The sequence below is a fragment of the Rhodococcus yunnanensis NBRC 103083 genome, from assembly GCF_001895005.1.
In the GTDB taxonomy this organism is placed as follows: domain Bacteria; phylum Actinomycetota; class Actinomycetes; order Mycobacteriales; family Mycobacteriaceae; genus Rhodococcoides; species Rhodococcoides yunnanense.
The window spans coordinates 82,324-105,051 of record NZ_BCXH01000007.1 but is presented as its reverse complement, the minus strand read 5'-3'; the positions used below and the strand labels follow the sequence as shown (position 1 = coordinate 105,051).

At 62.1% G+C, this 22,728-nt stretch carries 18 protein-coding genes; 12 read left to right on the top strand and 6 right to left on the bottom strand.

All coding sequences use genetic code 11. The annotated features are described in order from the left end of the window. Positions 1-102: 102 nt before the first annotated feature. Positions 103-2,814 (top strand): PD-(D/E)XK nuclease family protein, encoded by a 2,712-nt coding sequence (locus tag RY1_RS13640; RefSeq protein WP_084727411.1) that lies wholly within the window; start codon positions 103-105, stop codon positions 2,812-2,814. Further along, a complete protein-coding gene (locus tag RY1_RS13635; protein WP_245819653.1) occupies positions 2,815-6,072 on the top strand; it encodes a UvrD-helicase domain-containing protein in 3,258 nt (1,085 codons plus the stop codon). Positions 6,073-6,168: 96 nt separating this feature from the next. Here RY1_RS13635 and RY1_RS13630 read toward each other — a convergent pair whose 3' ends face one another. The 3 genes from RY1_RS13630 to RY1_RS13615 all read right to left on the bottom strand — a co-directional run bounded on the left by RY1_RS13630 (position 6,169) and on the right by RY1_RS13615 (position 9,456). Further along, positions 6,169-7,113 carry a hypothetical protein gene (locus tag RY1_RS13630; RefSeq protein WP_139279840.1) on the bottom strand — a complete coding sequence of 315 codons (945 nt, stop codon included), beginning with the start codon at positions 7,111-7,113 and terminating at the stop codon, positions 6,169-6,171. A 289-nt stretch (positions 7,114-7,402) separates the two neighbouring features. Then, entirely contained in the window at positions 7,403-7,927 is a 525-nt protein-coding gene (locus RY1_RS13625) for a hypothetical protein (protein ID WP_072804114.1), read from the bottom strand. A gap of 266 nt (positions 7,928-8,193) precedes the next feature. After that, complete coding sequence (locus RY1_RS13615; RefSeq protein WP_245819652.1) at positions 8,194-9,456, bottom strand: AAA domain-containing protein; 1,263 nt, start codon at positions 9,454-9,456, stop codon at positions 8,194-8,196. 482 nt (positions 9,457-9,938) lie between these two features. On the opposite strand from RY1_RS13615, the gene RY1_RS13605 reads away from it, so the two are divergent. The 7 genes from RY1_RS13605 (at position 9,939) to RY1_RS29700 (ending at position 18,550) form a co-directional block, all read left to right on the top strand. Then, the gene (locus RY1_RS13605) at positions 9,939-10,472 is read left to right on the top strand and encodes a DUF4190 domain-containing protein (protein WP_245819651.1); all 534 of its coding nucleotides are present in this window, start codon (positions 9,939-9,941) and stop codon (positions 10,470-10,472) included. Positions 10,473-10,639: 167 nt separating this feature from the next. Next, the gene (locus RY1_RS13600) at positions 10,640-12,841 is read left to right on the top strand and encodes an outer membrane protein assembly factor BamB family protein (RefSeq protein WP_245819650.1); all 2,202 of its coding nucleotides are present in this window, start codon (positions 10,640-10,642) and stop codon (positions 12,839-12,841) included. A 184-nt stretch (positions 12,842-13,025) separates the two neighbouring features. After that, on the top strand, positions 13,026-15,395 hold the full coding sequence (locus tag RY1_RS13595; RefSeq protein WP_072804109.1) for a DUF7937 domain-containing protein: 2,370 nt from the start codon (positions 13,026-13,028) through the stop codon (positions 15,393-15,395). Then, entirely contained in the window at positions 15,392-16,393 is a 1,002-nt protein-coding gene (locus tag RY1_RS30600) for a DUF4190 domain-containing protein (protein WP_245819649.1), read from the top strand. The genes RY1_RS13595 and RY1_RS30600 overlap by 4 nt, the downstream gene beginning before the upstream one ends. A 43-nt stretch (positions 16,394-16,436) precedes the next feature. Beyond that, positions 16,437-16,655: a DUF2510 domain-containing protein gene (locus RY1_RS31010; protein WP_072804108.1), complete on the top strand. Its 219-nt coding sequence runs from the start codon at positions 16,437-16,439 to the stop codon at positions 16,653-16,655. Between the two features lie 310 nt (positions 16,656-16,965). Then, positions 16,966-17,481 (top strand): RDD family protein, encoded by a 516-nt coding sequence (locus tag RY1_RS13580; RefSeq protein ID WP_072804107.1) that lies wholly within the window; start codon positions 16,966-16,968, stop codon positions 17,479-17,481. Between the two features lie 697 nt (positions 17,482-18,178). Beyond that, a complete protein-coding gene (locus RY1_RS29700) occupies positions 18,179-18,550 on the top strand; it encodes a hypothetical protein (protein WP_139279839.1) in 372 nt (123 codons plus the stop codon). A 498-nt stretch (positions 18,551-19,048) separates the two neighbouring features. Here RY1_RS29700 and RY1_RS13570 read toward each other — a convergent pair whose 3' ends face one another. Continuing rightward, on the bottom strand, positions 19,049-19,327 hold the full coding sequence (locus tag RY1_RS13570) for a hypothetical protein (RefSeq protein WP_072804106.1): 279 nt from the start codon (positions 19,325-19,327) through the stop codon (positions 19,049-19,051). A 161-nt stretch (positions 19,328-19,488) separates the two neighbouring features. Between RY1_RS13570 and RY1_RS30925 the strand changes: the two genes are divergently transcribed. From RY1_RS30925 to RY1_RS13550, 3 genes are all read left to right on the top strand, one after another. After that, on the top strand, positions 19,489-19,800 hold the full coding sequence (locus tag RY1_RS30925; RefSeq protein WP_308418021.1) for an SAV_915 family protein: 312 nt from the start codon (positions 19,489-19,491) through the stop codon (positions 19,798-19,800). A 245-nt stretch (positions 19,801-20,045) separates the two neighbouring features. Beyond that, a complete protein-coding gene (locus RY1_RS13555) occupies positions 20,046-20,750 on the top strand; it encodes a PPE domain-containing protein (protein WP_072804105.1) in 705 nt (234 codons plus the stop codon). Then, positions 20,737-21,519 carry a hypothetical protein gene (locus RY1_RS13550; protein ID WP_139279838.1) on the top strand — a complete coding sequence of 261 codons (783 nt, stop codon included), beginning with the start codon at positions 20,737-20,739 and terminating at the stop codon, positions 21,517-21,519. Before RY1_RS13555 ends, RY1_RS13550 begins: the two co-directional genes overlap by 14 nt. Positions 21,520-21,734: 215 nt before the next feature. Here RY1_RS13550 and RY1_RS29695 read toward each other — a convergent pair whose 3' ends face one another. After that, the gene (locus RY1_RS29695) at positions 21,735-21,989 is read right to left on the bottom strand and encodes a hypothetical protein (protein ID WP_139279837.1); all 255 of its coding nucleotides are present in this window, start codon (positions 21,987-21,989) and stop codon (positions 21,735-21,737) included. A 196-nt stretch (positions 21,990-22,185) separates the two neighbouring features. Further along, a complete protein-coding gene (locus RY1_RS13540; RefSeq protein ID WP_072804102.1) occupies positions 22,186-22,560 on the bottom strand; it encodes a hypothetical protein in 375 nt (124 codons plus the stop codon). Positions 22,561-22,728: the final 168 nt, after the last annotated feature.

Sequence of the window (22,728 nt, the reverse complement as noted above, 5' to 3'; positions counted from 1 at the left end):
GTGGAGACAGAACTGTTTCGCCGACTATGCAGCGCCGTTGGCCGCGCGAAGGCTGGGAATCTGCTCGCCCACGTGACAGTCGTCGTTCCTAGCCGTGGCGCGATGCGGGACGTTCTGCAGTGTCTGGCCAGACACGGTGGTGTCGCGAATACCCAGGTCCTCACGCTTGATCTGGTCGTCGACAAGCTTGCCGGTCCTGCTCTGGCACCCCGCCTTCCACTGCCGTTCCCGTACATCGACGCGTCGGTGCAGAAGGTGCTCGCCAACGAACCGGGAGTCTTCGCGAACGTCGCGGATCAACCGACCACCGCCGAAGCATTGGCTGCCGCGTCGCGCACTCTCGGCAGTGTCGCGAGCCCGTCGATGCCGAATGCCACGCCACTCGTCCAAGACGTGCTGCGCATCCATGCCGAAGCGACGCGGGCACACTCGAACACGCACTACCTGCTCCACGAGGCCTATGCAGCCGCAACAGAACGGATCAACGAGCTCGGAAAGGTGGTGGTGTTCCTGCCTACCGCCACGGATCCCGGCGCTGCCAAGTTTCTGGGTGCCCTGTCGGAGCGCGGTGACGTCATCGAATCCACCGTCGAGCCATTCGGGACCCTGGTCATTCATGCATCCGACGCAGACGACGAAGTCCGATCAATCGCCCGCGTGGTCCGCAAGCACCTGGCGGCGGGCACGCCCGGTCACCGCATCGGGGTGTTTTACGCGGGCACCGATCCGTACCTGCGGCTGATTCACGAACACTTCACAAGCAGCAGAATCCAAATCGCAGGTCAGCAATGCCACACACTGAGGCATCGACCGGTTGCTCGGTCGCTACTACGACTTCTCAACCTCGACACCGCCACGATGCCCCGACGCGAACTCCTGTCGATTCTGTCCGAACGTGCTGTTCGGTGGTCCGACGACCATGGGACGTCGTTGCCATTGCGGCGCGTCGAGACATTGACCCGAGCCAAGATCAAGATCGTCGGCGGTGCGGATTGGGACCGCCTGGCCACGGTGGATGAGGCCCGCCGCGATGCCGTCGTTGCACAGTCGTTGTTCGCGTTGGTAACTGCACTTCGCGGCGATCTGAAGGCAGTTGCCGATGCCGACTCGTGGGCTGACGCGTCGTCGCATCTCGTTGCGCTGCTGGAGCGCTACTTCACTGCCCGATCGAAACGCGCCGACGACCCGATGACCACAGACGTGGCTGCACTGACGGCAATCTGCCGCGACGTCGGTGAAATGGATGCGCTTGCGCCGCCGCCCACCCCGTCGCGCATTGTCAATGCGATCGTGGTTCGGATCGAGGCGCTGTCGGAGACTGTCGGCACCTCCACTGCCGCGGTGACGGTCGGCCCGATCGCGTCGGGTGTCGGGCGTGACTTCGATGTCTGCGTGATCATGGGTGCTGCAGAAGGAGTCCTGCCGGCGCCGAGACGTGAAGACCCACTCCTGCCCAGTGACTTGACCGGCCGGACACTGGCCGATGAGCTCAAGCACCAGCATGCGCAGTTTCGAGGAGCTCTCGCGTCGGGACAGAATCATCGTGTTGTGTCCTTCCCCCGAGGAAGTATGCGCGGCGGAGCGGAGAAAGTGCCGTCGCGCTGGCTCATGCCAACTCTGGACGCGCTGACGGGCCGGAAGGTCGGCGTCGTCGACTGGCAGAAACAGACGGCCGATGTGGATTCGGTCGTCACCGTTGAGTCGTTCGACGTCTCGACGCAGACAGCGGATCATCGCATCGGAGCCGGCGCCGGGTCGGCGACCGAGTGGCGACTTCGAGCGTTGGCCGAAGTCGCTGCACGTGAGCGTCGTGCCGTTCTCGACGACCCGGTTGTGGCTGCGGGAATGGAACTGCGCAGCGACAGACTGAATGGCCGCTTCACGCGCTTCAACGGCAACGTGTCCGGGATCGAGAATGCGGTGTCGTTCTTCGACGCCCCTGTATCGACGAGCCGGCTCGAAGAGTGGGTGGCCAGCCCGTACCGATTCTTCGTCAAGACGGTGCTCGGTGTCGATGTGCTCGAAGATCCTGATGACGCAGCACAACTCGATCCTCTGACGCGAGGCAACCTGATTCACCTGTCGTTGGAACGCTACGTACAAGCGACGATCGACGGGACCGACGCCACGCTCGACCACCTGATTGCAGTCTCCGAGGAGGTCCTCGCCGACGCGCGCGTCGGCGCTCCCGGTTGGCTACCGCAACTGTGGGAGAAGGACAGCGCCACCATTCGACGCGAGCTCGCCGAGTGGTTCGATCTCGACGTCGCGGACCGCGCAGCAGGATGGTCGCCGCTTCACGTCGAACGGGACTTCGGCGTCGAACCCGACGTAGTGCTCCTCGATCTGGGCGGTGAGGAGGTCGCGTTCGCCGGCCAGATCGACCGGATCGATCGACACACCGACGGTCGAATCAGGGTCACCGACTACAAGTCCGGCCAAGCGACGAACTACAAGAAGCTCTCCGAGTCCGAGCCGACGGACGGCGGCACCAAGTTTCAGCTCCCCGTGTACGGGCTGCTGGCGTTGACGATGGGCGACAACGTCGAGACGCGGTACTGGTTCGTCAACCACAAGGCGAAGTACGAAACGATCGGCTACCCGCTGACCGAAGCGGCCGTCGAGGTATTGAAAGCAGATATTGCGCGCGTACACAGGATGATTCGAGCCGGGTACTTTCCACCGCGACCACCCGGCAGTACCTGGTCGAACCCGCTGATCGATCTCATCGGCGCTGCCGGGCTGGAACGAGCGTGGTCGAGCCTGCGGGATGTGCCCGAGCTGGCCGACTACCGCGCGAAGTACGGAGACTGAGTGGCAACCGTGGAGAACTCGCTCGTCGACCATGTCGATCGGCATCGCATCGAAATCGACACATCGGCAACGCTTTTCGTCGAAGCCGGCGCGGGAAGCGGCAAGACCCACTCGCTCGTTCGGCGTATCTGCCACCTCGTGCTCGACGGCGGGATCGAGCTCGACCGGATCGCCGCGATCACGTTCACGGAGAAGGCCGCTGCCGAACTTCGGGAACGAGTGCGCACGCACCTGTCGTCGTTCGAAGGCGATGTCGCAGACCGGGCGATGCGGCAGATCGACACAGCTGCGATCGGGACCCTGCACTCGTTCGCCGCTCGCATCGTCAGTGAGCATCCGTTGGAAGCGGGTGTGCCGCCGAGGGTTGCGGTCGTCGACGCGATGGGTTCGCAGCTGTCGTTCGAACGTCGCTGGCGTCGAATGCGGGCTGCGCTTTTCGCCGACGAGAGCGCATCGCCGAGCGGGCTGGCGGATGCCATGCGCATCATCCTGGGCGCCGGCGCATCACTCGACCAAGTACGAACCCTCGCCGACGCCTTGGACCGCAGCTGGGATCGATTGACCGTCGCCGACACTGCGCCGACGATGGTCGTCGCGGACATCGAGACCCTCCTGCGTGCTGCGGATGAGGTGGTCGACTTGGCGACGGATTGCAGCGACCCGTCCGACGGATTGGCAGTGTGGTTGTCGGCGGTCGCGCAGTGGCGATTGGACATGGCCGGCGCCAAATCGACGACTGCCTGGATCGCGCTGGCGAGCGACGATGGTTTCCCGAAACCAGGTAACTCCAGGGGTAGGGGCGCGAACTGGGTCGGTGGTACAGCGCGCGTGAACGAGATTCGCGCCGCAGTCAAAGAGCTGAAAGAGTCTGTCCTTGCCGAGAGGACGCGGTATGTAGCGTCGGCGCTTGCGATCGTTGTTCATCATCTGTCGCGGGTCATCGTCGACGAAGCAGCCGAGCGGAAACGCCGCGGTGAGCTCGAGTTTCACGATCTGCTCGTTCATGCGCGCAATGTGTTGCGAAACAAGGATGTTCGACAACGTGTTCACGATTCGTACCAGCGCATCATGCTCGACGAGTTCCAAGACACAGACCCGCTGCAGCTCGAGATCGCTCGGTTGATCGTCGACGGCCCCGATACGGTAGGCCGTTTGTTCACGGTGGGGGACCCGAAGCAGTCGATCTATCGCTTCAGGCGTGCTGACATCGCGTCGTACATGGCCGCGCGTGACACGACCGATGCTGACGATGTCGTTCGGTTGACGACGAACTTCCGATCGACGAAACCTGTTCTCGATTGGGTCAATTCGGTATTCGGTATGCTGGTCGCCGCTGACGGATACATCCAGCCCGAGTACACCCCACTCGATCCTGCACCCGGCCGCCCGGAGTGGTCAGTTGAGAGAGGTCTGGGCCCAGCGCCGTTCGTGTTCGAGGATAGTGGCGACGAGGTCGAGGACGAACACCTGTTGAGTCCCGCCCAGGTGTTGCGGGCGCACGAGTCACGCGACGTTGCCCGGGTCATCGCGACCGCGCTCGACCAGGGTTGGCAGAAGGAGGTCGGGCGGTCCGGTGAGTATGCGCACCAGCCGATCGCGCTGAGTGATATTTGCATTCTGATCCCGTCCCGTGCGGTGCTGCCGTTCCTGGAGCGGTCACTCGACAAGGCTGGCATTGAATTTCGTTCCGAAGCCTCGTCGTTGGTGTATTCGACGCAGGAAGTGCACGACCTGCTGGCCACATGTCGAGCCCTTGCCGACACTGCAAACGAGGCGGCGGTGGTGGCGTCGCTGAGGACGCCACTGTTCGGATGTGGTGACGACGACCTGCTGCGATGGAAAGCAGCTGGTGGCCGTTGGGAGTGGTGGTCGGACAAGCCAGTAGGGCTCGATGATTCACCGGTCGCTGCTGGACTGGCGTACTTGAAGTCGGTGTGGTCCGAGTTGGCGCTGTTCAGTCCTGGGGCGTTGCTGAGCCGACTCGCTGCGGATCGGCGGGTGTTCGAGGTATCGATGGATTCACCGCGACATCGGGATGTGTGGCGTCGGCTGCGGTTCGTCATCGATCAGGCGCATGCGTGGTTTGGCGAGGACGGTGGGGATCTGAGGGACTACCTGGACTGGGCGCAGACACAGCAGGATGAGAATGCGCGCGTCACCGAGGCTGTGTTGCCCGAAGTGGGGGTCAATGCGGTGCGGATCATGACGATGCACGCGGCGAAGGGCTTGCAGTTTCCGATGGTCATCGTCGCGGGGATGAGTGGTAACTTCCGGCCGATGTCGGAGCCTGTCGTGTGGGATGACGACGGGGCGATGCATCTCAACGTGTCTGCGGGTGTGCAGTCGGTGGACTACAAGGCAGTGGCGGGGATCGAGAGGGCGCACACGGAGGCCGAGCGTGTGCGTCTGCTGTATGTGGCTTGCACTCGGGCCGAGAGTTTTCTTGCGGTGTCGGGATATGTCGGCGCGTCGCAGAGTTGGGGGAAGACGCTGGCCGTCGGACTGGTCGGTGTTCCCAACGTGGTTCCAGACCTGATAGATCCGGTTCGCGTCGAAGATGGCGCACATTCAGGTGCGAGCACGTTGGAGAGTTGGGACGAGTGGCAGGCTGAGACATATCACGTGGCGGCAACCTCGTCGTTGCCGTCGACGGTGTCGGCGACGCAGATCGCGCACGGGACGTTGCCTGTGCACGAGCAGGTTCTGGAGGAGTACCGGTCGGCTGGGCTGTTGTTCGCGAAGGTATCGGATGAAGTGGTGGGACCGGCTGTCGGTTCAACGGAGAGTGGGACCGGCCTCGGGATCGCATTGCACGCTGTGGTGGAGATGGTGCCGCTAGATACTGCTTTGGATTCTGCGTTCGATGAGAAGGCACGAGCTGCAGGTGGTTTGGCGGGTCTAGTCGATCTGGACCGGTTCGTGTTGCTGGCTAGATCGGTGTTCAGTTCCGAGCCAGTCGTGCGCGCGTCGGCGCGTGAGCACTGGCAGGAGATGCAGTTGGCCGGAGTGTCGCCCAGCGGGGACGTCGTGGTCGAGGGCATCGCCGACCTCGTGTACCGCGAGGACGACGGGTCACTGGTGATCGTGGACTACAAGACGGACGTCGCGGTGACGTCGGAGACGTTGGAGGCTTACTGGGCGCAGTTGTCGGTGTATGCCGACCTGCTCACCCGGGCAACGGGGGAGCAGGTAAGTGGGGTTGTGTTGGTGTTCGCGAGACCGGGTGAGGCTCGGGTCGTGGGGCGGTCTTCTTCGTGACCTATCGAGGTTGAGAAGTTCAATTCAGGTGCTTCGGTTGAAGCTCTAACTGGGCGTTGTACTGAATGGCAGTTTGGAAGAGTTCTGACGTAAGAACTAACTCACGCTTAATTTCTTGCTCGATCGCACCGCATCGGCGAGTGTGGGTTGCACAAGGAGCTGGTCGAGTAGGCACCACACCCGTCCTGACGCGTAAGTACCGGCCGTACTCACCGTTGGCACCGGTATGTCATCGCCCAATGTGTACACGATATGCGGTTCTCCGTCGGCTGTATCCGAGATCTCTGGCCATCTATCGCTTAATCGCGGCACTATCTCTGTCCGGACAACTCGGTTGACCTGCTGTACTTTGCCGTCCCAACGAAAACATAGAAAATTCGGAGGGAGCTTGGGCCAGCCATTGTTTCCACCGTAAGGGTGGAAGTAGACACGATCCTGCGAGACGTACTCCCGGAAAGTCCGCGCGCCGAGCTGTTGATTGGAGACGACGACACAAAACACGTACTGGTCGTCGAAGCGTCGTACGGAGGTTGCGTGTCCCATATAGTCCTCCAGTTCCTCAAGCCACCAACGTTGCTTACCATGCACAGAATGCTTGCAGTCCCGGATGATTCGCCGCAACTCATCCCAGGGAATGTGCTGAATTGGTACTTCCCCGAGGCAGACGGGAAGTTGATCATCTGCCCAGGCGTTCGACGAGTCTGACAGACTGACGAGAAGTGTGCTGTCAAATCCGTTGAATCTGTCCGCATACTTCGAGAGCTGAGCCTCACCGGGGACCAGCCACCCCTGTTTCGCTTCAATGATTATTTTTGTTGTGCCGGTAGTCAGTTCGATGTCTGTCCGGCCATCTACACCGACTACTTCGAGCGCGACGCTCGCATCCAGCGTTTCCAATGGACACCCTAGATGTTCCGCCAGTGCACCGAGGAAGACCGGCGATCTGGACAGGACCCAACCCAGCGCAGCGGTCAAGTTCACTTCGTCGTGACCTAGAAGATCGAAGACAGTGGCGGCCTCGCGACCAAATTTAGTCAACATCGAATCCTCCAAAGCCGTGAATAAAGCTAACAATAGCGGAGGCAGGAGCACAGTCGGTCGCGTTGAGTACCTAATCGAGACTGGAAGGCCTCTGTGTGGGTGAACACGAAGCAGCGGATGGACCCGCGCCGCTAGGCGTAGTGACAGGTCTCCGATAGTCGGACCACCGCGTCCTAGAGCCACGGTGTGATTGATTTCAGTCAATCGTGCAACCCTCGACCTGTTGGTGGTTGCGGGTACGTTGCGCGGGATACGCCCCCGGAGGTGTCGACTGAGTCTCAGACGTGGGTCAAGAATGTCGGGGCAACTCGTCGGCGAATCGGTACGAACAGCCGATATTATCGGTGGTGGCGATGTCACCACTGATGCGGAACCACGCGATGCATGTTCGTGCGACCAGACGAATGTCCTGGGTGAACAGGTATCCGTCGGTGCAGTCGTCGAAGTGGCCGTCGTGTTGCCACTCGTCGAGTCGCAGGCCCGTGGATGAATAGTCCGCGAGGAGCAGATGGCCGAGTTCCGATCGTGACCGCCTGAGCATCATCACACCGTCACTGAGAACGATCACCTGCGCGTGGAGGTCTGTGACGTCTACGAATCTGTTGCGTTCGTCGTCGATGTTGTAGTGCCACTCCGGGGTCTGTTGCGTAATAACATGACTGCGATTCACCTCGTGAGTCGACACTTCGGCGCGGTAGACATCGGACCGGACCGATCGAATCCGAGTGATCGTCCGATACTTGCCTATCGCGTACGCGGGCTTTGCCGTCGACATAGCGGCGCTGGCGGCGCCGAAGTGCTTCTCGACGATCATCTGCGGCCGGCCGCTGGCTGACCGACTCGATCTGGCGTCGCGATGATTATGGTTGACGCGTGCCAAGTCGCTGTCTCGGAGTCGGGGAGGGATCTCACCCTCGGGCTCGACCTCGACTATCACTGTGGAGTGTCGACGTGGATCGTTCTGCCTGCTTCACTCGGGCAGGTTGCCGAGTCCGTCGGGCTCGTGGTCGAAGAACGGTTCGTCGAGCCACACATCGGCCCGGCATATTTCGATTCCGATGGTCGGACACACCTTGGCGACTAGACCCTCCACACGAAGGGCGAGCTGCCCGGCGTCCCACCATTGGCAGTGTGCAGATCGGAAGACGATGCGGGTGTTCCCGAGTACCGACTCATCCAGGTGCGCGCCAGGTGTTGTACGCCCAGTAGCCCAAGACCACTACCAGGACCGTGGCTGAAACAGCGCTGAAGATCGCTATGACGACCCGAGTTCTTGCTCGATTGGTCCCGAACACCTTTGCCGACTCCGCGACCAACGGTAAGGGTGGCGAACTGCCGGAGCTCTCGACGTCCTCGGCGCAACGTCTCGACCGAGCTGCAAGAGTCAGACGCGTCGGCCGGCGGAATCGGCCGACCGATCTGGCGTCGAGCCTGGGGGAGGAGAAGTTCGAGTGTCTCGGGAGACGGAACTTGTTCGACGGCGTAGTGAACGGTGGAGCTTCTGTGAACGGCGTCGAGTGAGGCAGCTGATCGTGCTGCGACCGAAAGGAAGTCGTCGTCGGTGGCGTGGGCGTCGATGATTCCAGCGATGGACCACGGGTTCTCGGCGCTGATGGAGATCGACCGCGCGGCTCGTTCGAATTGCTGCAGGGCACTGGTGATCTCGGGAACCGACACCGACGGATTCGCGACGAACGTTGCGGGGATGGTGGCAGAGGGGCCGTCGCCGAGTCCGAGAATGGTGTCGTACGCGGACCACAGCGAATGGTCGACGCCGTTCGTCTCGTGAATCTTGGTCGGGTAGTCCTCGAGCGGAACGTGGTGTGAGCGAACATCGGCGCGCTTGGCTGCCCATGACCGGTTGTTGTAGCTGGTCGAGTGCTCGATCGCGCGCTTGAGCTGATCGCGGATGGCGTTGGCGCTCTGATTCTTACCGTGCAGATCGAGCGTGAACTTGGTCAGCCCCACTTTGTCGAGACGCTTCTTGACGACGTCGAGCGCGGCTTGCTTCTCGGCGACGAACAGCACCGTTCTGCCCTGCGCGAGGGTGTGCGCGATCAGGTTGGTGATCGTCTGGGACTTGCCGGTTCCGGGTGGTCCTTCCAGCACGAAGGTGTGGCCGTCGGCTGCCAACGCGACGGCGCGGAGCTGGGAGCCGTCGGCGGGAATGGGAACGGCGACGTCGAGTTCGTGGACCGGTACGGATTCGATGTCGGAACCGTCCGGTCGTCGGGAATCGCGGAAGGATTCACCTGCACTGTGTGTCAGGTGGCGCACGATGGGGCTCGGTTCGAGGATGTCCCAGTGGTCGGTGAGGTCCTTCCACATTCCGACGGCGGGCAACTGCCGATCACGGCGACTCTGACGTCATCGGACCCGATTTCGGGGACGTTCACCTTTCGGTCGGACGAGTTCGTTTGCCCGGTCGAAGTGACCGAAACGAGCCGAACTTTCGTCTCCATCTTCGTGGACACTGCAAACGCCGCTGGTCCAAGTTCGGAATGCGTCCAAACCGGGGAATGGCAGCTCTCGTCCAGTGGCAATACCTTGACGGGGACCCTGCAGTGGTCGAGTTCTCCATGGCTCGAGGGCATGTCGCTGTCCATTCACAAGAAGTAGAGGACTACGGCCGTCTTTCATCCGAACGCACGACTATCAGACTCGCTGGACGAGAAGTAAATTCCCGCTATGCGCAAAGGCTGGCCGTTCCGGTGACGACTCCACCGCCCCCACCCCCTCCTCTGCCACCCGCCCAAGGCCCAGGTCAGCAGTATTGGGCGGGCGGCCAGCCATACGGTTATCAGCGACCGCCGTCGACCAATGGGATGGCTATCGCCGCGCTCGTCGGCGCACTCTTCATTGCGCCGCTGGGAATCATTCTCGGACACATTTCGCTGTCTCAAATCAAGCGGAGTGGTGAGCAGGGACGCGGCCTGGCGCTCGCCGGAGCAATCATCGGGTACCTCGGGACTGCGATCTGGGTGTTCTGGATCGTGTGGTTGATCGTGCTCGCGAATTCCTTCGCAAACGCGCTTGATGGCTACGATTCGGACAGCTACTCCTCCGATCTGTACACAACCCCGTCGTACTCCAGCTACGCCACGAGCGCGTCGCCGTCGTACAACTCGGCGAGTACCGCCGATGTCATCGATGCCGCCTCTGTGGGGGACTGCATTCAGCGGACACTCGGCACCGAGAACGGAGATGGCACCAGCTCGGTCACGGTCAGCTCGGTGTCGTGCAGCTCCAGCAGCGCGACCCATCGAGTGACGAGTAGGGGCACCAGCACGTCGTCATGCTCGTACGACTGGGTACAGACAGACAACCCCGTCGTGGTGTTGTGCCTCGCGGAGCAGTGACTTCGATTCCTCTCATCGACAGAACGAGTACGAGCTGATGACACTGCCTCCCCCTCCACCTCCGCCGCCCCCCTGGGCCACCACCCCCGCCGACGTCGCAGCCGTCGTATCCGAGCGCACAGGCGCCGTTGTCTTGTGGGCATAGGCGCGGGTGGATCGTCGGGGGAGTGGCACTCGCTGTCGTAGTCGCTCTGGTGGCCGGCGGTATCACCGCATTCACCGTGCTGCGATCGTCCGACGACAACAGGCCGGTGGCAGGTCAGCTGACCAATACGTATCCCACTCAGCCGCAACAGGGTTGGGCGTTGTCGGTCGACGACGTCCTCCCCGGCGGGATCTTCATGTGGCCTGATTCGTTGCCGGCCGGCTACGGCAGTGCGCAGTTCATCGAACTCGGGTCGACGCTTGTCACCACAGTGGGGCCTCTCCGCGGGCAGCAGGAGGAGATCGTCGCGGCAGATGCCAGTACCGGTTCGGTCAAATGGCAGGCGGATGTGGACGGGTCGGTTACGTGCGCCACGGCGTCGATCGATTCCACTTTGCCCTGCGTCATCCGGCCTCGAGAGACGTCGACTACGGCACAGGTTCGATTCTTCGACCTCGACACAGGCGAGGTTCGGTCCAGCATCGACCGTTCGACGGCCTGGATGGTGGAGGTGTACGACGGGTCGGTGTTCACGCTCGACGGCGGCAACGAAAGCAACACATTCAACAGAGGGACACCGAACGATCTCGAAGCACGATGGTCGACCGCCGTGCCCTGGAATACGAGTTGTCCCGGGTCCGGAGATTCACATTCGTTCGAGATCGTCGACGGGCTGGTGACGTACACAGGTGTCGGCTCGACCGTGCTGGACACGAACGACGGTCGAGTTCTTTCCCACCCGGACCTCGGCGGCGGCACCTCGCTACCGGGCCAGGGATTCGCAGGCGTTCAATGCCGTCTCCCGTTTCCTACGGACGGGTACGAGTCCATCGTGTCGGCACCCGACGGTTCCGAGAAGTTTCGGATCAGCGGCGACGATCCGGCGAAGCCATGGCTGGTGTCCGCATCGAGCATCCGTCCCTACATCGGCGCTCATGGCGCCTACGACATCGAGACCGGAGATCAGATCTGGTCGGTCGCGCCAGATGATGACTTCCGCCTGAACGGAATCATCGGTGACATCGTCCTCGGAAGCGACATGGATACCGTGTCCGCGTACCGAATCGACAACGGTGAAAAACTGTGGTCGTCGGTCATCGGTGAATCACTGAAGTTCGTGGAATCCGACGGCAAACGACTCATGGCGAGTGTGGACAACGGGGGGCTCGTAGCGATCGACCTGTCCGACGGGTCGATCAGCTGGGGAATGAACGCCGACGACACCCACCGATGGTCATGGGGCAAGGCGAACGACGGTCTCGCGTCGATCACCAATGACACTCTCACCTACTACCCGCCGACGGGCGGGCCTGCCGGCGCACCCGGCAGGATCTCCACCGCTGGCGCCAACGAGGATGAATTCGTCACCAAATGTGGTTCGACGCCGACGCTGACGCCCGTCGAATACCGAACCGAGACTGAAGGTTTAGTCGTTCGAATGGAGATGAAGGCGTCGTGCCCGAGCGGCGACATCGCCTCGACCAACGCGCTGCGCGTCTCGATCTCGGACAGCGGTTCGAGCGTCGCCTCGGCGGTCTTCGACTTCTCCGACGAGCCGATCTATCTGCCGCGAACCGACCGAGAAAGCTCGACGAACTCGATCGAGCGGGAATTCCTCTACGAGCTCGATAGCTTCTGGCGTCTGCCGAATAGCCTGGGGTCGTCGTCGAGCCTCACGAATGCGACGGCGTCGGGCACCCAGCTCGTCGAATGCAGCGACGAAGGTACCAGCGATACCAGCTTGACCAGTGGGTCGCCGTCGCAGACACGGACCAACACGCCGATCAAGCCGGTCCGCGCAGCTGCGCCGACGAAGGACGTCGAAACGACGAGTCTTGACGCACTGCGTGCGCAAGCCAATGCTGATTTGCCCTTCGTGACAAACGATCTCGCGGACCGATGGGTTGCGCAGATCTCCGCGAAGCGGGTCGGGTTGGATGCGGCCGACATCAACGGAGCACCCGTCCATTGGTCCGCGGAGCAGATTCTCCGGCAACACCTGCAGCTGCGACTGACTTATCCGGAGGTCCGGCTGCTGTGGAGCGACGAATGGCGCACGTTCGACCTGCGAGGGTGGTGGATCACCGTCGCGGGCCTCACGTTCGCCGATGCCGACGCGGCCAACGGATGGTGCGATTCTAAGCAGATCGCACTCGACCAGTGCTACGCCAAGATCGTCAGCAACAACCGCGAATCCTCGGGAACGACGAAGTACCGACGGTAGGCCCGAAACTTAGATCGTTCGAACGACTGGTGATCGTGCCTGATCAGGCGCATTATTCAGCACACTGTCCACACCTTCTCGAGGAGCTCGGCGCGTGCCCGGAGAAACCCCTTATCAGTACGGAACACCGGCTTCGAATGGTGCACCGGGTCCCGTCGGCAGCTTCCCGGCGCCTCCCGGATACGTGCCAGCACCGCCCCCGCCCGGCCAGGCAAAGCCCTACGAGCCGAAACCGTCACCGTTCACCGACATTCCGGTGAGCGATTACGTCCGCGACGGTGTGGCGGCCATTCTCCTGTTCGTTTCGTTCTTTCTGCCCTGGACGACGGCGTTCGGTATCGCTCGCGGCGGATCCGGCGGCATCATCGCACTGGTCGTACTCGTGACGATCCTGTCGCTCGCATCGCTGGGGTTGCCCTACCTCGCTCGTCTCGGAATGCTCGGCCAGAACTGGCAAGTGGGACAGGTGCGAGTCCTGCGTCTGGTTGCCAACGGTCCATTCCTCGTGACAGTCATCGCCTTCCTTGGGTACGACGTCATTCGTGGGCTCTTCCGATTCAGCGAGACCAGCAGTGTCTTCAGCGGCGACGGCATCGGATCGGCTGCGTGGATCGGGCTCGCCGGTGCCTTGCTGGCCGCGCAGCCACGTGCCGCGGAACTTCGGATCGACCCGCGCAGTGCCCCACGTTGGCTGGGTTGGATCAAGCCGCTGATGTTCGTTGCGACGGGTTTCGCCGTCCTGTCCGGCTTGCTCGGGCTGATCTTCGTCCTCGTGACGTTGAACCGCTACGGCTACACGGACGGTGCCGCAACGCTCCAAAGTCTCGTCGTCGTGCTCGTCTCGTCGGCGGTGCCCGTTGCGGTGCTGGGCACGGTCTCGGCCGGGCTTGCACGACGCTTCGGTTCGTGGCGCCTGACAGTTGCAGGGTTCGGTGTGGCACTGCTCGTCGCGGGCTTTTTCCTGTCGTTCGATGATCTCGCAAGTGTCGAGCTGTTCCTTACCGTCACCGTCTATCCGTACTACTCGGTGACGTTCTGGGTGGCTGCCGCAGCGATAGCGTTCCTGCCCTTTGGAGTTCCGGCTGCAGCTGACGCGTCGCACGGGGGATACGTGTGGCTCGAAGCCGCCCGCAACGGACTCCGCATCATCGCCGTCTGGAGTTTCGGCACCGCGCTGACGCAGATTGCCCTCGCCGCCACGGACTTCGGGATCGTGTCGGTCGGCGAATCCATCGCGCTCGCCGCATTCTCCGTGCTGATCGGTGTGCTGGCCGTCGTCGGAACCAAGGCGTTGGGACTTCGCTACTCGTCGGAGGATCCGCGACCGTCGCGTGAAGTCACGATCGGTATCTGCCTGGGTCTGCTCGTACTGATGATCGCTCGGATGGTGACACAGTCGATCATGTACGACTACGGGTACCCCAGCGTGTGGACATTCGATCTGGCCGCAGCCGCCGCGACGATCTTCATCGCCCTGTCGGTCGCAGTAGCTCCAGCGATCCGCGATCTCTACAGCGGAGTCCCGCTGTTCGCGTCGGTGACTGCAGGTCCGAGCCCGGCTGCGGGCTATGGTCCTGGCGCTGCGGGCTATGGTCCTGGCGCTGCGGCGTCGGATCCGCGCACACCGGCCGCAACCCTGTTCGAGATCGCGACCACGACACCCGAACTTCGTCCTGCGGTCGCTGCCAACCCGTCGACGTACGACGAGTTGCTCGACTGGCTCGGCAAGCTGAACGATCCCGCAGTCGACGCTGCATTGGCCCGTCGGGCAGCTGGTCAGTTCGGACTTCCCGCGGAAACCGTAACGGCGCCGGTAGCGTCGGCTCCCATCGCGCCCGTCGTACCGCAGCCTGTGGTGCAGACTCCCGCGGTTCCCACTCCCGCAGCGCCAACTCCCGCCGCACAGCCGTGGTCCGATCCCGCTGTGCAGGCGTCGGATCCGCAGACTCCTGCGGCCCGACTGTTCGAGATCGCGAGCACGACTCCGGAACTCCGTCCCGCCGTCGCCGCCAATCCGTCGACCTATCGGGATTTGGTCGACTGGCTGGGCAAGTTGAACGACCCTGCAGTCGACGCCGCGTTGGCCCGACGGGCTGCAGGTCAATTCGGACTGCCCGACGAGGCGCCGAACACGGTGAATGCCACCAAGGATCCTGTAGCCACCGAGCCTGCATCTCAGCTCTCGTCGGTGGCAGTGTCAGAGCCAGCATCGGCGGAAGTGCCGCCGGCGGAGACCACGACGGCGGAGCCTCGAGTCGAGCCAACTCGCGAACCCGCAGTCGAGATTCAGTCGGAGCCCGCCGCCGAGGCCGCTGCGCCTGCTCGGGCCGCGACCTCCGATACTCAAACCGAGACAATCGAAGTGGTCGACCCGGACGCGCAGGCCGTCGCAGACCCGTCGTGCTCGGCTGCGGTTCTGTTCCGACTGGCAGAGCACCGACCTGACCTGCGAGTCATGGTTGCGACGCATCCCAACGCATACCCCGGACTCCTCGAGTGGCTGGGAACTCTGGGCGACCCCGCCGTCGACCAGGCCTTGAAGGACCGCAGATGACCCAGGCACCTCCTCCGCCGCCTCCGCCCCCTCCGCCCCCGCCACCTACCCCGCCGCCGCCTCCGACGATTCCCGCAGCGGCTCAGGGCTATTCGGCCCCTGCGCCGGCAGCGCTGTCGTACCTACCGGGCACCATCCGCGTCCCGAAGCCGAAAGCGCCTGCACCGTCGATCATCTCGATCCTCGTACTGATCGTTGCGATCGTGTTGGGCCTGGTGCTGCCTTGGATGCTCTCTGTCGACGGTAATGGCGGCGTAATCCGCATCATCTCGCCCGCGATCGCAGCCATCGGCTTCATAGCATTCATCTGGATGCAGCGGGTCAGTATGACACGCCGTGTGGTCGCCACCGTCCTGACGGTGTTGGCCTTGCCCTTGCTCTTCCTGCTGGCAACGAGTGTCCTGAGTGCGGCTTTCTTGGTGGTTGCCTGGATACTCTTACGTCGGCGATCGCTGGTTCCCTTGGTGGTGACGCCATTTGCAGCGGTGGCCACGGTTGCGTTGGCCACTTTCTTTCAGAACCGTATGTACGTCAGCCTGGACTACTTCGAGGTGCACAAGTGGTCCGGAATCGTATGGTTGTCGTGCATCGTGCTGGTTGGGTGTCTCTTCGCCTGGATCGCAGCCGGCATCGACGCCCTGATCAAGAACCCGATGATGAACGCGCCCTATCAACATGCCCACCCCACGGTGGTGCACGTGGGCCACACGCCCACGGGAGAGCTGCTGTACGGCTACGCAACCACTACGCCGTACGGATATGCTCCGCGCTCACAATCGACGAACACGATGGCAATCCTTTCCCTCGTCTTCGGGCTACTGGGTTCCGGAATCGTCGCTGTGGTGTGTGGACACGTCGCTCAAGGGCAGATCCGCAGGACAGGAGAACAAGGTTCGGGACTCGCCGTCGCCGGTTTGATCCTCGGGTACATCGGCACCGTGGTGTACATCGGGCTCATCGTCTTCTATGCGGTAGCGTTACAAGGCTTGTTCGGCTGAGGTCGGCGGAAGCACCAGCAGCAGGAGGTATCACGTGGGCGCTATGAGCCCGTTTCATGTCTTGATCATTCTCGTCGTCGTGGCGGTACCCGTGATTGTCGTCGGCGCGATCGTATACGCGGTGGTGAGTTCGAGCCGGAGATCAGCCAATCAGCTTGTGGCGCAGCCATTTGTGGCTCCCGGTTGGTATGCGGATCCGCAGAACCCGGGTCAGCGGCGCTGGTTCGACGGTGCTCAATGGACTGATTCGACGACGCCGTAGCGGCAGTCTGGTTCATTCGAACATCAGATAGCCGAAATGTGCTGTCCGTGTGAAGCTTCGAAGAACCCATTTGTCGAGCATCGGACACATCATGACGTACGAACAACCTTGGGACCACGGCGTACAACCAGGCACACCTACGCCGCCTCCTCCTCCACCACCTCCAGGTCCGATGAACGACGGTCTCTGGCAGACACAGCAATTCGTACCACCGCACGATGTTTCTCCTGTCCAGCCACCCCACTACCATCCGAGTCCAGCACCAGGTGGCCATTACACCCTTGACGGTAAGCGGCTGGCAACGACCGGGGTGCGCGTCGCCGCACGGGCTATCGACTTCGTACTCCTGACGATCGTGTCGTTCGTCGGTAGTCTGATCGCGTCCGCCGCCTTGGGAAGCACTTTCGACTATGACGCGTACCGGGTGGCCTCCAGTGTGATCAGCCTGGTGATCTCACTGGGAGCGATCGTGTATTTCGTATACGGTGAGTGTGTTTTCGGCACAACAGTCGGAAAACTTATCCTGGGTGTCACCGTCCGCTCAGCGGCGGGTGGTAATCCCACCCTCGCGCAATCGTTCAAACGGAACGCGTTCGTGCTGCCGATGTATCTGGGTTCTGCGATCTCGGCGATGATTCTGCTCGGTAGTAGCGAGGACATCGTCGGTGCGATGTCGTCGATGTTGTACGGCGGGACGGTGGGATTCCTCGGAACCATTGCCACTGTGGGTCTTTCGATTGCCTTGATCATCTCGATCAGCAACTCGCCGAACGTGCAAGGGTTTCACGACAAGATGGCCGAGTCTGCGGTTGTCTCCAACCGATAGCGAAATTCGCCGGCCCCTCATAAGGCCGCCGAATGCTGTCTGTCGGTAGCCCGGACGGGGTTCGAACCCTGGATCCGGCAGTTCTGGCGGAGCCTTCTGCGCGGGTTCCGACTCCTGAGGTGCCTGTTGTGCGGGCGCCTGTTCGACTGGTGCCTGCTGAATCCGAGCTTGCTCGGATGCGGTGGCCGGAGCCGTGTATTCGGCGACCGGTGGCGCGATCTCCTCGGGTACCGGCAACGGAGTCGGCTCGACGGGGACTTCGGTGACGGGAGCGGTCGTGGTCTCGTGGTACGACGTCGTCGTCGAGATCGACGTGGTCGACGGTGATGTGGTCTCGTCATCTCCGCAACGTCAGCCCAACCAAGGTTCCATCCGTTCCTGTCGTGGTGTCGCTGCCACCTGGAGCCCAAACCTGCCCGGCCGCTGCCGGACCAGTGAACGCATACGCGTCGTCGGTGGTCGGTACTACGATCACCTCCTGCCCGTTCGCCGAAGTCGTCCGTTCATGTCTACTGAGAGAAAGTTGCGGGTTCTGGGTGTGACGAGCTTGTGTGTAGGAATCCTCTCGCTGGCTTCCAGCACGGTACCGACTCGCGACGTTGAAGGTAGCGCTCGTCCGCAACTATCGACCGTACTGGTCACGGCGCCAGAATATCCAGAGCGAGTGGAGGAAGCGCCGGCTCCGCCCAGTACCGCAATGTTGTTGCGCGATGAATTCGAGTCGGTTGCGGCGCAATTCGATGGGGCACTGGGTATGGCCTACATGCCTGTCGGTGGCGGGCAGGTTCACGCACTCGGAGACTGGTCGACAGGAGTCTCATGGTCGACGATCAAAGTGCCACTCGCGATTGCAGCGCTACGCAATGATGGATCTGGCGCATCGGCTGCTGCCGCAGCCGCGATCATGAACTCGGACAACGGTGCTGCAGATGCGTTGTGGCAGAGCCTGGGCGGCTCGGCGAGCGCGGCGGCCGCCGTCGAACAAATTCTGCTCGAGGGCGGTGACGACGGCACCGTCGTGCAACCCGAGAAGACGAGAGAGGGCTTTTCGGCCTTCGGGCAATCCTAATGGACCATTACGCGACAGGCACAGTTCACGTCGGAACTCCCTGCCTCGAGATGGGCCCGAGGTCGTCGCTTTGATGAATGAGGTGACGTCGGAGCAGCAGTGGGGACGGGGTGTTTCGATGGCGCCCTGTTCAAGGGAGGATGGGGGCCCGACGAGCGAGGGGCTATCTCGTTCGACAACTCGGAATCATCGAAGTGTCAGAGGGATTTTCGGCAGTGGCCGTTGCTGCGAAGCCGACGTCTGGATCATTCCAGGACGGTATCGCGATGGTGGATGCGGTCGCGACGACGTTGGCCGCCCACCCAGAACTTCTCCCGTTCGGCCAGTGCACGTGAACCGCGAGGAGAGCCGCCGGTGCAAGCGGTGGCCAGTAGTCACGGGTGTCGCGGTTGCTGTGTGCCACCAGGTAGTCCTGTTTGAAATGCATTTCAGCGCGCTGCGGCCGACATCGGACGGCGGAGACGACATGGTCGTCGACGATTGGGCTGCCCAAGCCGGTCAGGTGGTCGCTGCCGTAGATGCCACTGCAGCGGATTTGTGGCAGTCGAAGTCCCAGGCATCAGAGAGCTTGTGGTTCACGCAGCCCCAGAGGCCCCATTTGACGTCGGCTCCGGTGAAATCCTCCATCACCAGCACAGCGGAGTCGGCGTCGGAGATGAAGATCTTCGGGCCGATCCCAGCGGCACCAGCGGCCGTGGCGGCAGAGAACGTCGCACCGAAGTCGACGTAGTCCCGCGCCTGCGACTCCATGACCTCGGCGAACGCGGCCGACCCCACGGTGTGGCGGACCGACCACCACTGTGGCCGGCAGCCAGGCAGTGGAGCTACAGGAGGAACTGGGGCTGCTCGATAGCTGAATTGGGGAACCGATCGTCCTCGGTGTGCGTCTGATCCTGTAGGCGGTCTTGACGGGCTGCTCGATCGAGGAGGCAGCATCGATGATTCCGAAGAACTTCCCACCAGTCGTCTATGCACCGTGCATCGAGGAGACGGAGTCTTCATCGAACGCGCGAGTGAGGTTGCGGATCACTCGCGATGGGCGGTCGGCGCTGCTCGGGTACTCGGCGCTGGACCGTCTGCATACGTGCGTTGGGCCGGACGAACCGTGGATGGTCCTGCCCACAGCGCAGCTCCACTCATTGTGGGAATCAGCACCGTTCGATCTGATTCCCTCGATGTTGTTGTGCCCGATCATGAACGGACCGCCAGCCGGTGAGCCTCTTCGTCGACCAAGACACGTTACGTCGTGAGGCCCGAAAGCTCGCCGAAGCGTCGGTTCCAGTGGACGAACTCGCGGCGACGCTCCCCGTGGACGTCGACGTAGGTGTCGGAACTGCCGCCATACTGGGGATGCTCTCGATCTTCGCGGAGTCGAGAGTTGGCGTCGGCTCTGGCTGGTCTCGGCAACGTTCTCACGGAGTGCGTCGACCGATACTCCGAGCAGGACCTCGCGGCGGCCGATACGATCAATTCGGCGTCGTGGACCGAGTGACCGATGTCAATCGACACTGGAATCGACGGAGACCCGGAAGCGGTGCGAGCCGTCGCGTCGTGGCTACGAAACTCTCTCGCGGCGGAGATCGAAGGCGCAAGCGAGAGCTTGTATTCCGCACGCAACAACTCCGATGCGGCATGGGACGGACCGACATCGGAAGCAGCCGTCGCGAAGATGACCAAGCAGGCCGACTTCTTGATGCGCGAGTCCGGCCGATGCCTGGAACTCGCCCGATCGGCATCGCCCGGTACGTCGGCGGCTCGGATCTATCGGGATTTCGATTGGTCGCGGACCCTCGCCCGAAACGCAGACGACGTGTCAGAGCTAGCCAAGAACGTCGATGGCAAGGCAGGTCGAATCACGGGTCGTCTCGGGGGAGGGCTTGCAATCGCCGGTATTGCCTACGACATCTACACCGGTGAACCGGTCGACCAGGCTATCGTCTCGGGCGGACTCGGCTTCGGCGCGGCGGTCGCTGCCGGTGCGTTGATCGGGACTGCCATCCCGATACCGATAGTCGGCACCGCCGTCGGCGCACTTGGTGGGGCGGTGGTCGGGATCTTCACCTCGGGCGCCGTAGATACTCTCTACAGTGAAGGATTGGGTAGCGTGGACGATGCAATCGGCGACGGCGCCGCAGCAATTGCTGACACAGGTTCCGCGATCGGCGAATTGGTAACGGGGGCTTGGGATGCAATTTTCTGATCACCGCGCTGACGAGCTTCCCGGTTTCCCTGTCCCGCGGGTGCAGTTGGTTCTGGGCAGTATGTTCGCAGGCGTTCTTGTGCTGATTGCCCTGATAGTGGCTGGATCCAGTGTCATCACCGGTCAAGTAGCGTCCGCTCTCGCCACGGGGTTCTTCGCGGTGTTCATCACGGCCACTGCAGCTTTCGCGTGGAGCAATCAACCGTCGCGCAACGTGGGTGAGGCCGTGCGTCCGTCGGTCACGGCGTCGAGCCTGCGTTACGACTCTCGTGGCTTGCCGCTGCTCGCCGCGGTGGTCGGGTCGCTGGTGGTCGTCCTGATCGCATTTGGCTTCGCCGCTGGTGGTGCGATGCTGATGATCTGCGGCGTGATGGGCGCGTTTCTTGCGACTTTCTTCGTTCCTCTGATTACTCGTTCGATACGCAACGGAACGATCGAACTCACCGCGGAGGGGATTCGTCGACGCGGCTGGTCGTACGAGTCCGAGGTGACATGGGACGCCGTCGTCGACGTGTCCTTTGCCGCCAGGACGTACGCCGCCATCGCCATTCGTGTCGATCCGGCAACTTCCCTCACCCGGCGGAACACGACACCGTTGTGGAGGATCGAAAAGCTGCCGACCGAACCTCTCATCGAGCTCGACTGCCGACGGGTAGATATCCACCCAATGGTGCTGGCCAGATGGATCCGCTTCTACAACGACAACCCCGCTGCACGTATCGAACTCGGAACGCGCGCAGCAGAAGACAGACTCGTGGCCGAACGCTGACTGTCAAACTGGAGGTCCACGCCGAGATGGACACGCTGAGCTATGTCCCAGTGGATCTTGGTGATGAACCAGAAGACAAAGGCTACAGCCAGCGTACCGGTAAGAAGGACGGCGAACAGCTGGATCAGTGAGTCGACGAGGGCGTCCACCGGGTACACCCAGTGACCGGTGGGGCTTAATTCATGGTCTACCTCAAACACCTCGACCAGATGTTTCTATGGGGGACCGGGAATGGGCCGGACCAGCGAATTGCCATTCTCGTCGGTTCCGTCGGAGGGTTCCAGATCGCTATGTTCGGCATCGCCCCAGGGCATTTGGAGGTAATCGTTCATGTTCACTGCCTGGACCAGGTAGTGGTCGCCGAGTGTTTCGAGGATCGTAACCGGATCGCCCCGCCGGATGCCAAGAGAAACCAGGTTGTCAGTGACCACCCGGGCCAGGTCGAAATCTTCGAATCTTCCGTTCTTCATTACTCGACCCATCCGGTGAAAGGGGTTGTCAGTTTGATTGTTCGGTCCTCCAGCGGTATCCAGCGACGCGAGCCGCAACTACAGCGGTCCGAGCCGAGATTCCTGCGGCCGATAGGTCGAGCGAGAGTCTTCACTGCACTCCGGCAGGATAGCCTAGCGCTCGCCACTTGACATCTGTAGGAGCGTCGTTTCGGAATCAATCGAGCAAGAACTCTGGTTCGCGTGGTGAACGAATTTCGACGGACCCCCAATCACCCTCGACCGAGTACAGGCCAGGCTCGAAATTCAGCGAGTCGATGTTCCCCAGGTCGACGTCACCTGTTACATCTGTGTATTGCTGTTCGGACCGGGTCACCCACTTGACGGCGGTAACGTCCTCAAATATCAATGTGCCACGTGCGTAGCAATATTGTTCGTCAGGTTTCGGTGGTTGGTATTGCGGGTTCGCAGGGGTGAGCACTGCATCGAGCGCAAATGCGATCTCGTTGGGGGCTTCCGATATGGACAGGACGAAACTGTCCTCCAAATAGATGTCCGCCAGCCCCTTGATGTGGGAGTAATCGTTCTTCAAGGCAAGTCCCAATCGATCGGTGTGTGGTTTGCAGGGGCTTCTTCGAGTCACTTCGTTACCGAAGGGATCGATCCGCTGCCCATCGGCGTTTCTTATTTCAGCGTGATGTCCATCCCTCCGATCGGGCACAGTTCTCCAGCTCGGAGGCCTTCGGTTTGCTTCCATTCG

Excerpts from the sequence above, each read along its gene's own strand:
- RY1_RS30600 (WP_245819649.1), top strand. The coding sequence starts at position 15,392 with ATGACCCAGGCACCTCCTCCGCCGCCTCCGCCCCCTCCGCCCCCGCCA.
- RY1_RS30925 (WP_308418021.1), top strand. The coding sequence starts at position 19,489 with ATGATTCCGAAGAACTTCCCACCAGTCGTCTATGCACCGTGCATCGAG.
- RY1_RS13630 (WP_139279840.1), bottom strand. The coding sequence starts at position 7,113 with ATGTTGACTAAATTTGGTCGCGAGGCCGCCACTGTCTTCGATCTTCTA.
- RY1_RS29695 (WP_139279837.1), bottom strand. The coding sequence starts at position 21,989 with ATGAAGAACGGAAGATTCGAAGATTTCGACCTGGCCCGGGTGGTCACT.
- RY1_RS13640 (WP_084727411.1), top strand. The coding sequence starts at position 103 with ATGCGGGACGTTCTGCAGTGTCTGGCCAGACACGGTGGTGTCGCGAAT.
- RY1_RS13550 (WP_139279838.1), top strand. The coding sequence starts at position 20,737 with ATGCAATTTTCTGATCACCGCGCTGACGAGCTTCCCGGTTTCCCTGTC.
- RY1_RS29700 (WP_139279839.1), top strand. The coding sequence starts at position 18,179 with ATGTTGTTGCGCGATGAATTCGAGTCGGTTGCGGCGCAATTCGATGGG.
- RY1_RS13555 (WP_072804105.1), top strand. The coding sequence starts at position 20,046 with ATGTCAATCGACACTGGAATCGACGGAGACCCGGAAGCGGTGCGAGCC.
- RY1_RS13605 (WP_245819651.1), top strand. The coding sequence starts at position 9,939 with ATGGCTATCGCCGCGCTCGTCGGCGCACTCTTCATTGCGCCGCTGGGA.
- RY1_RS13625 (WP_072804114.1), bottom strand. The coding sequence starts at position 7,927 with ATGATCGTCGAGAAGCACTTCGGCGCCGCCAGCGCCGCTATGTCGACG.
- RY1_RS31010 (WP_072804108.1), top strand. The coding sequence starts at position 16,437 with ATGAGCCCGTTTCATGTCTTGATCATTCTCGTCGTCGTGGCGGTACCC.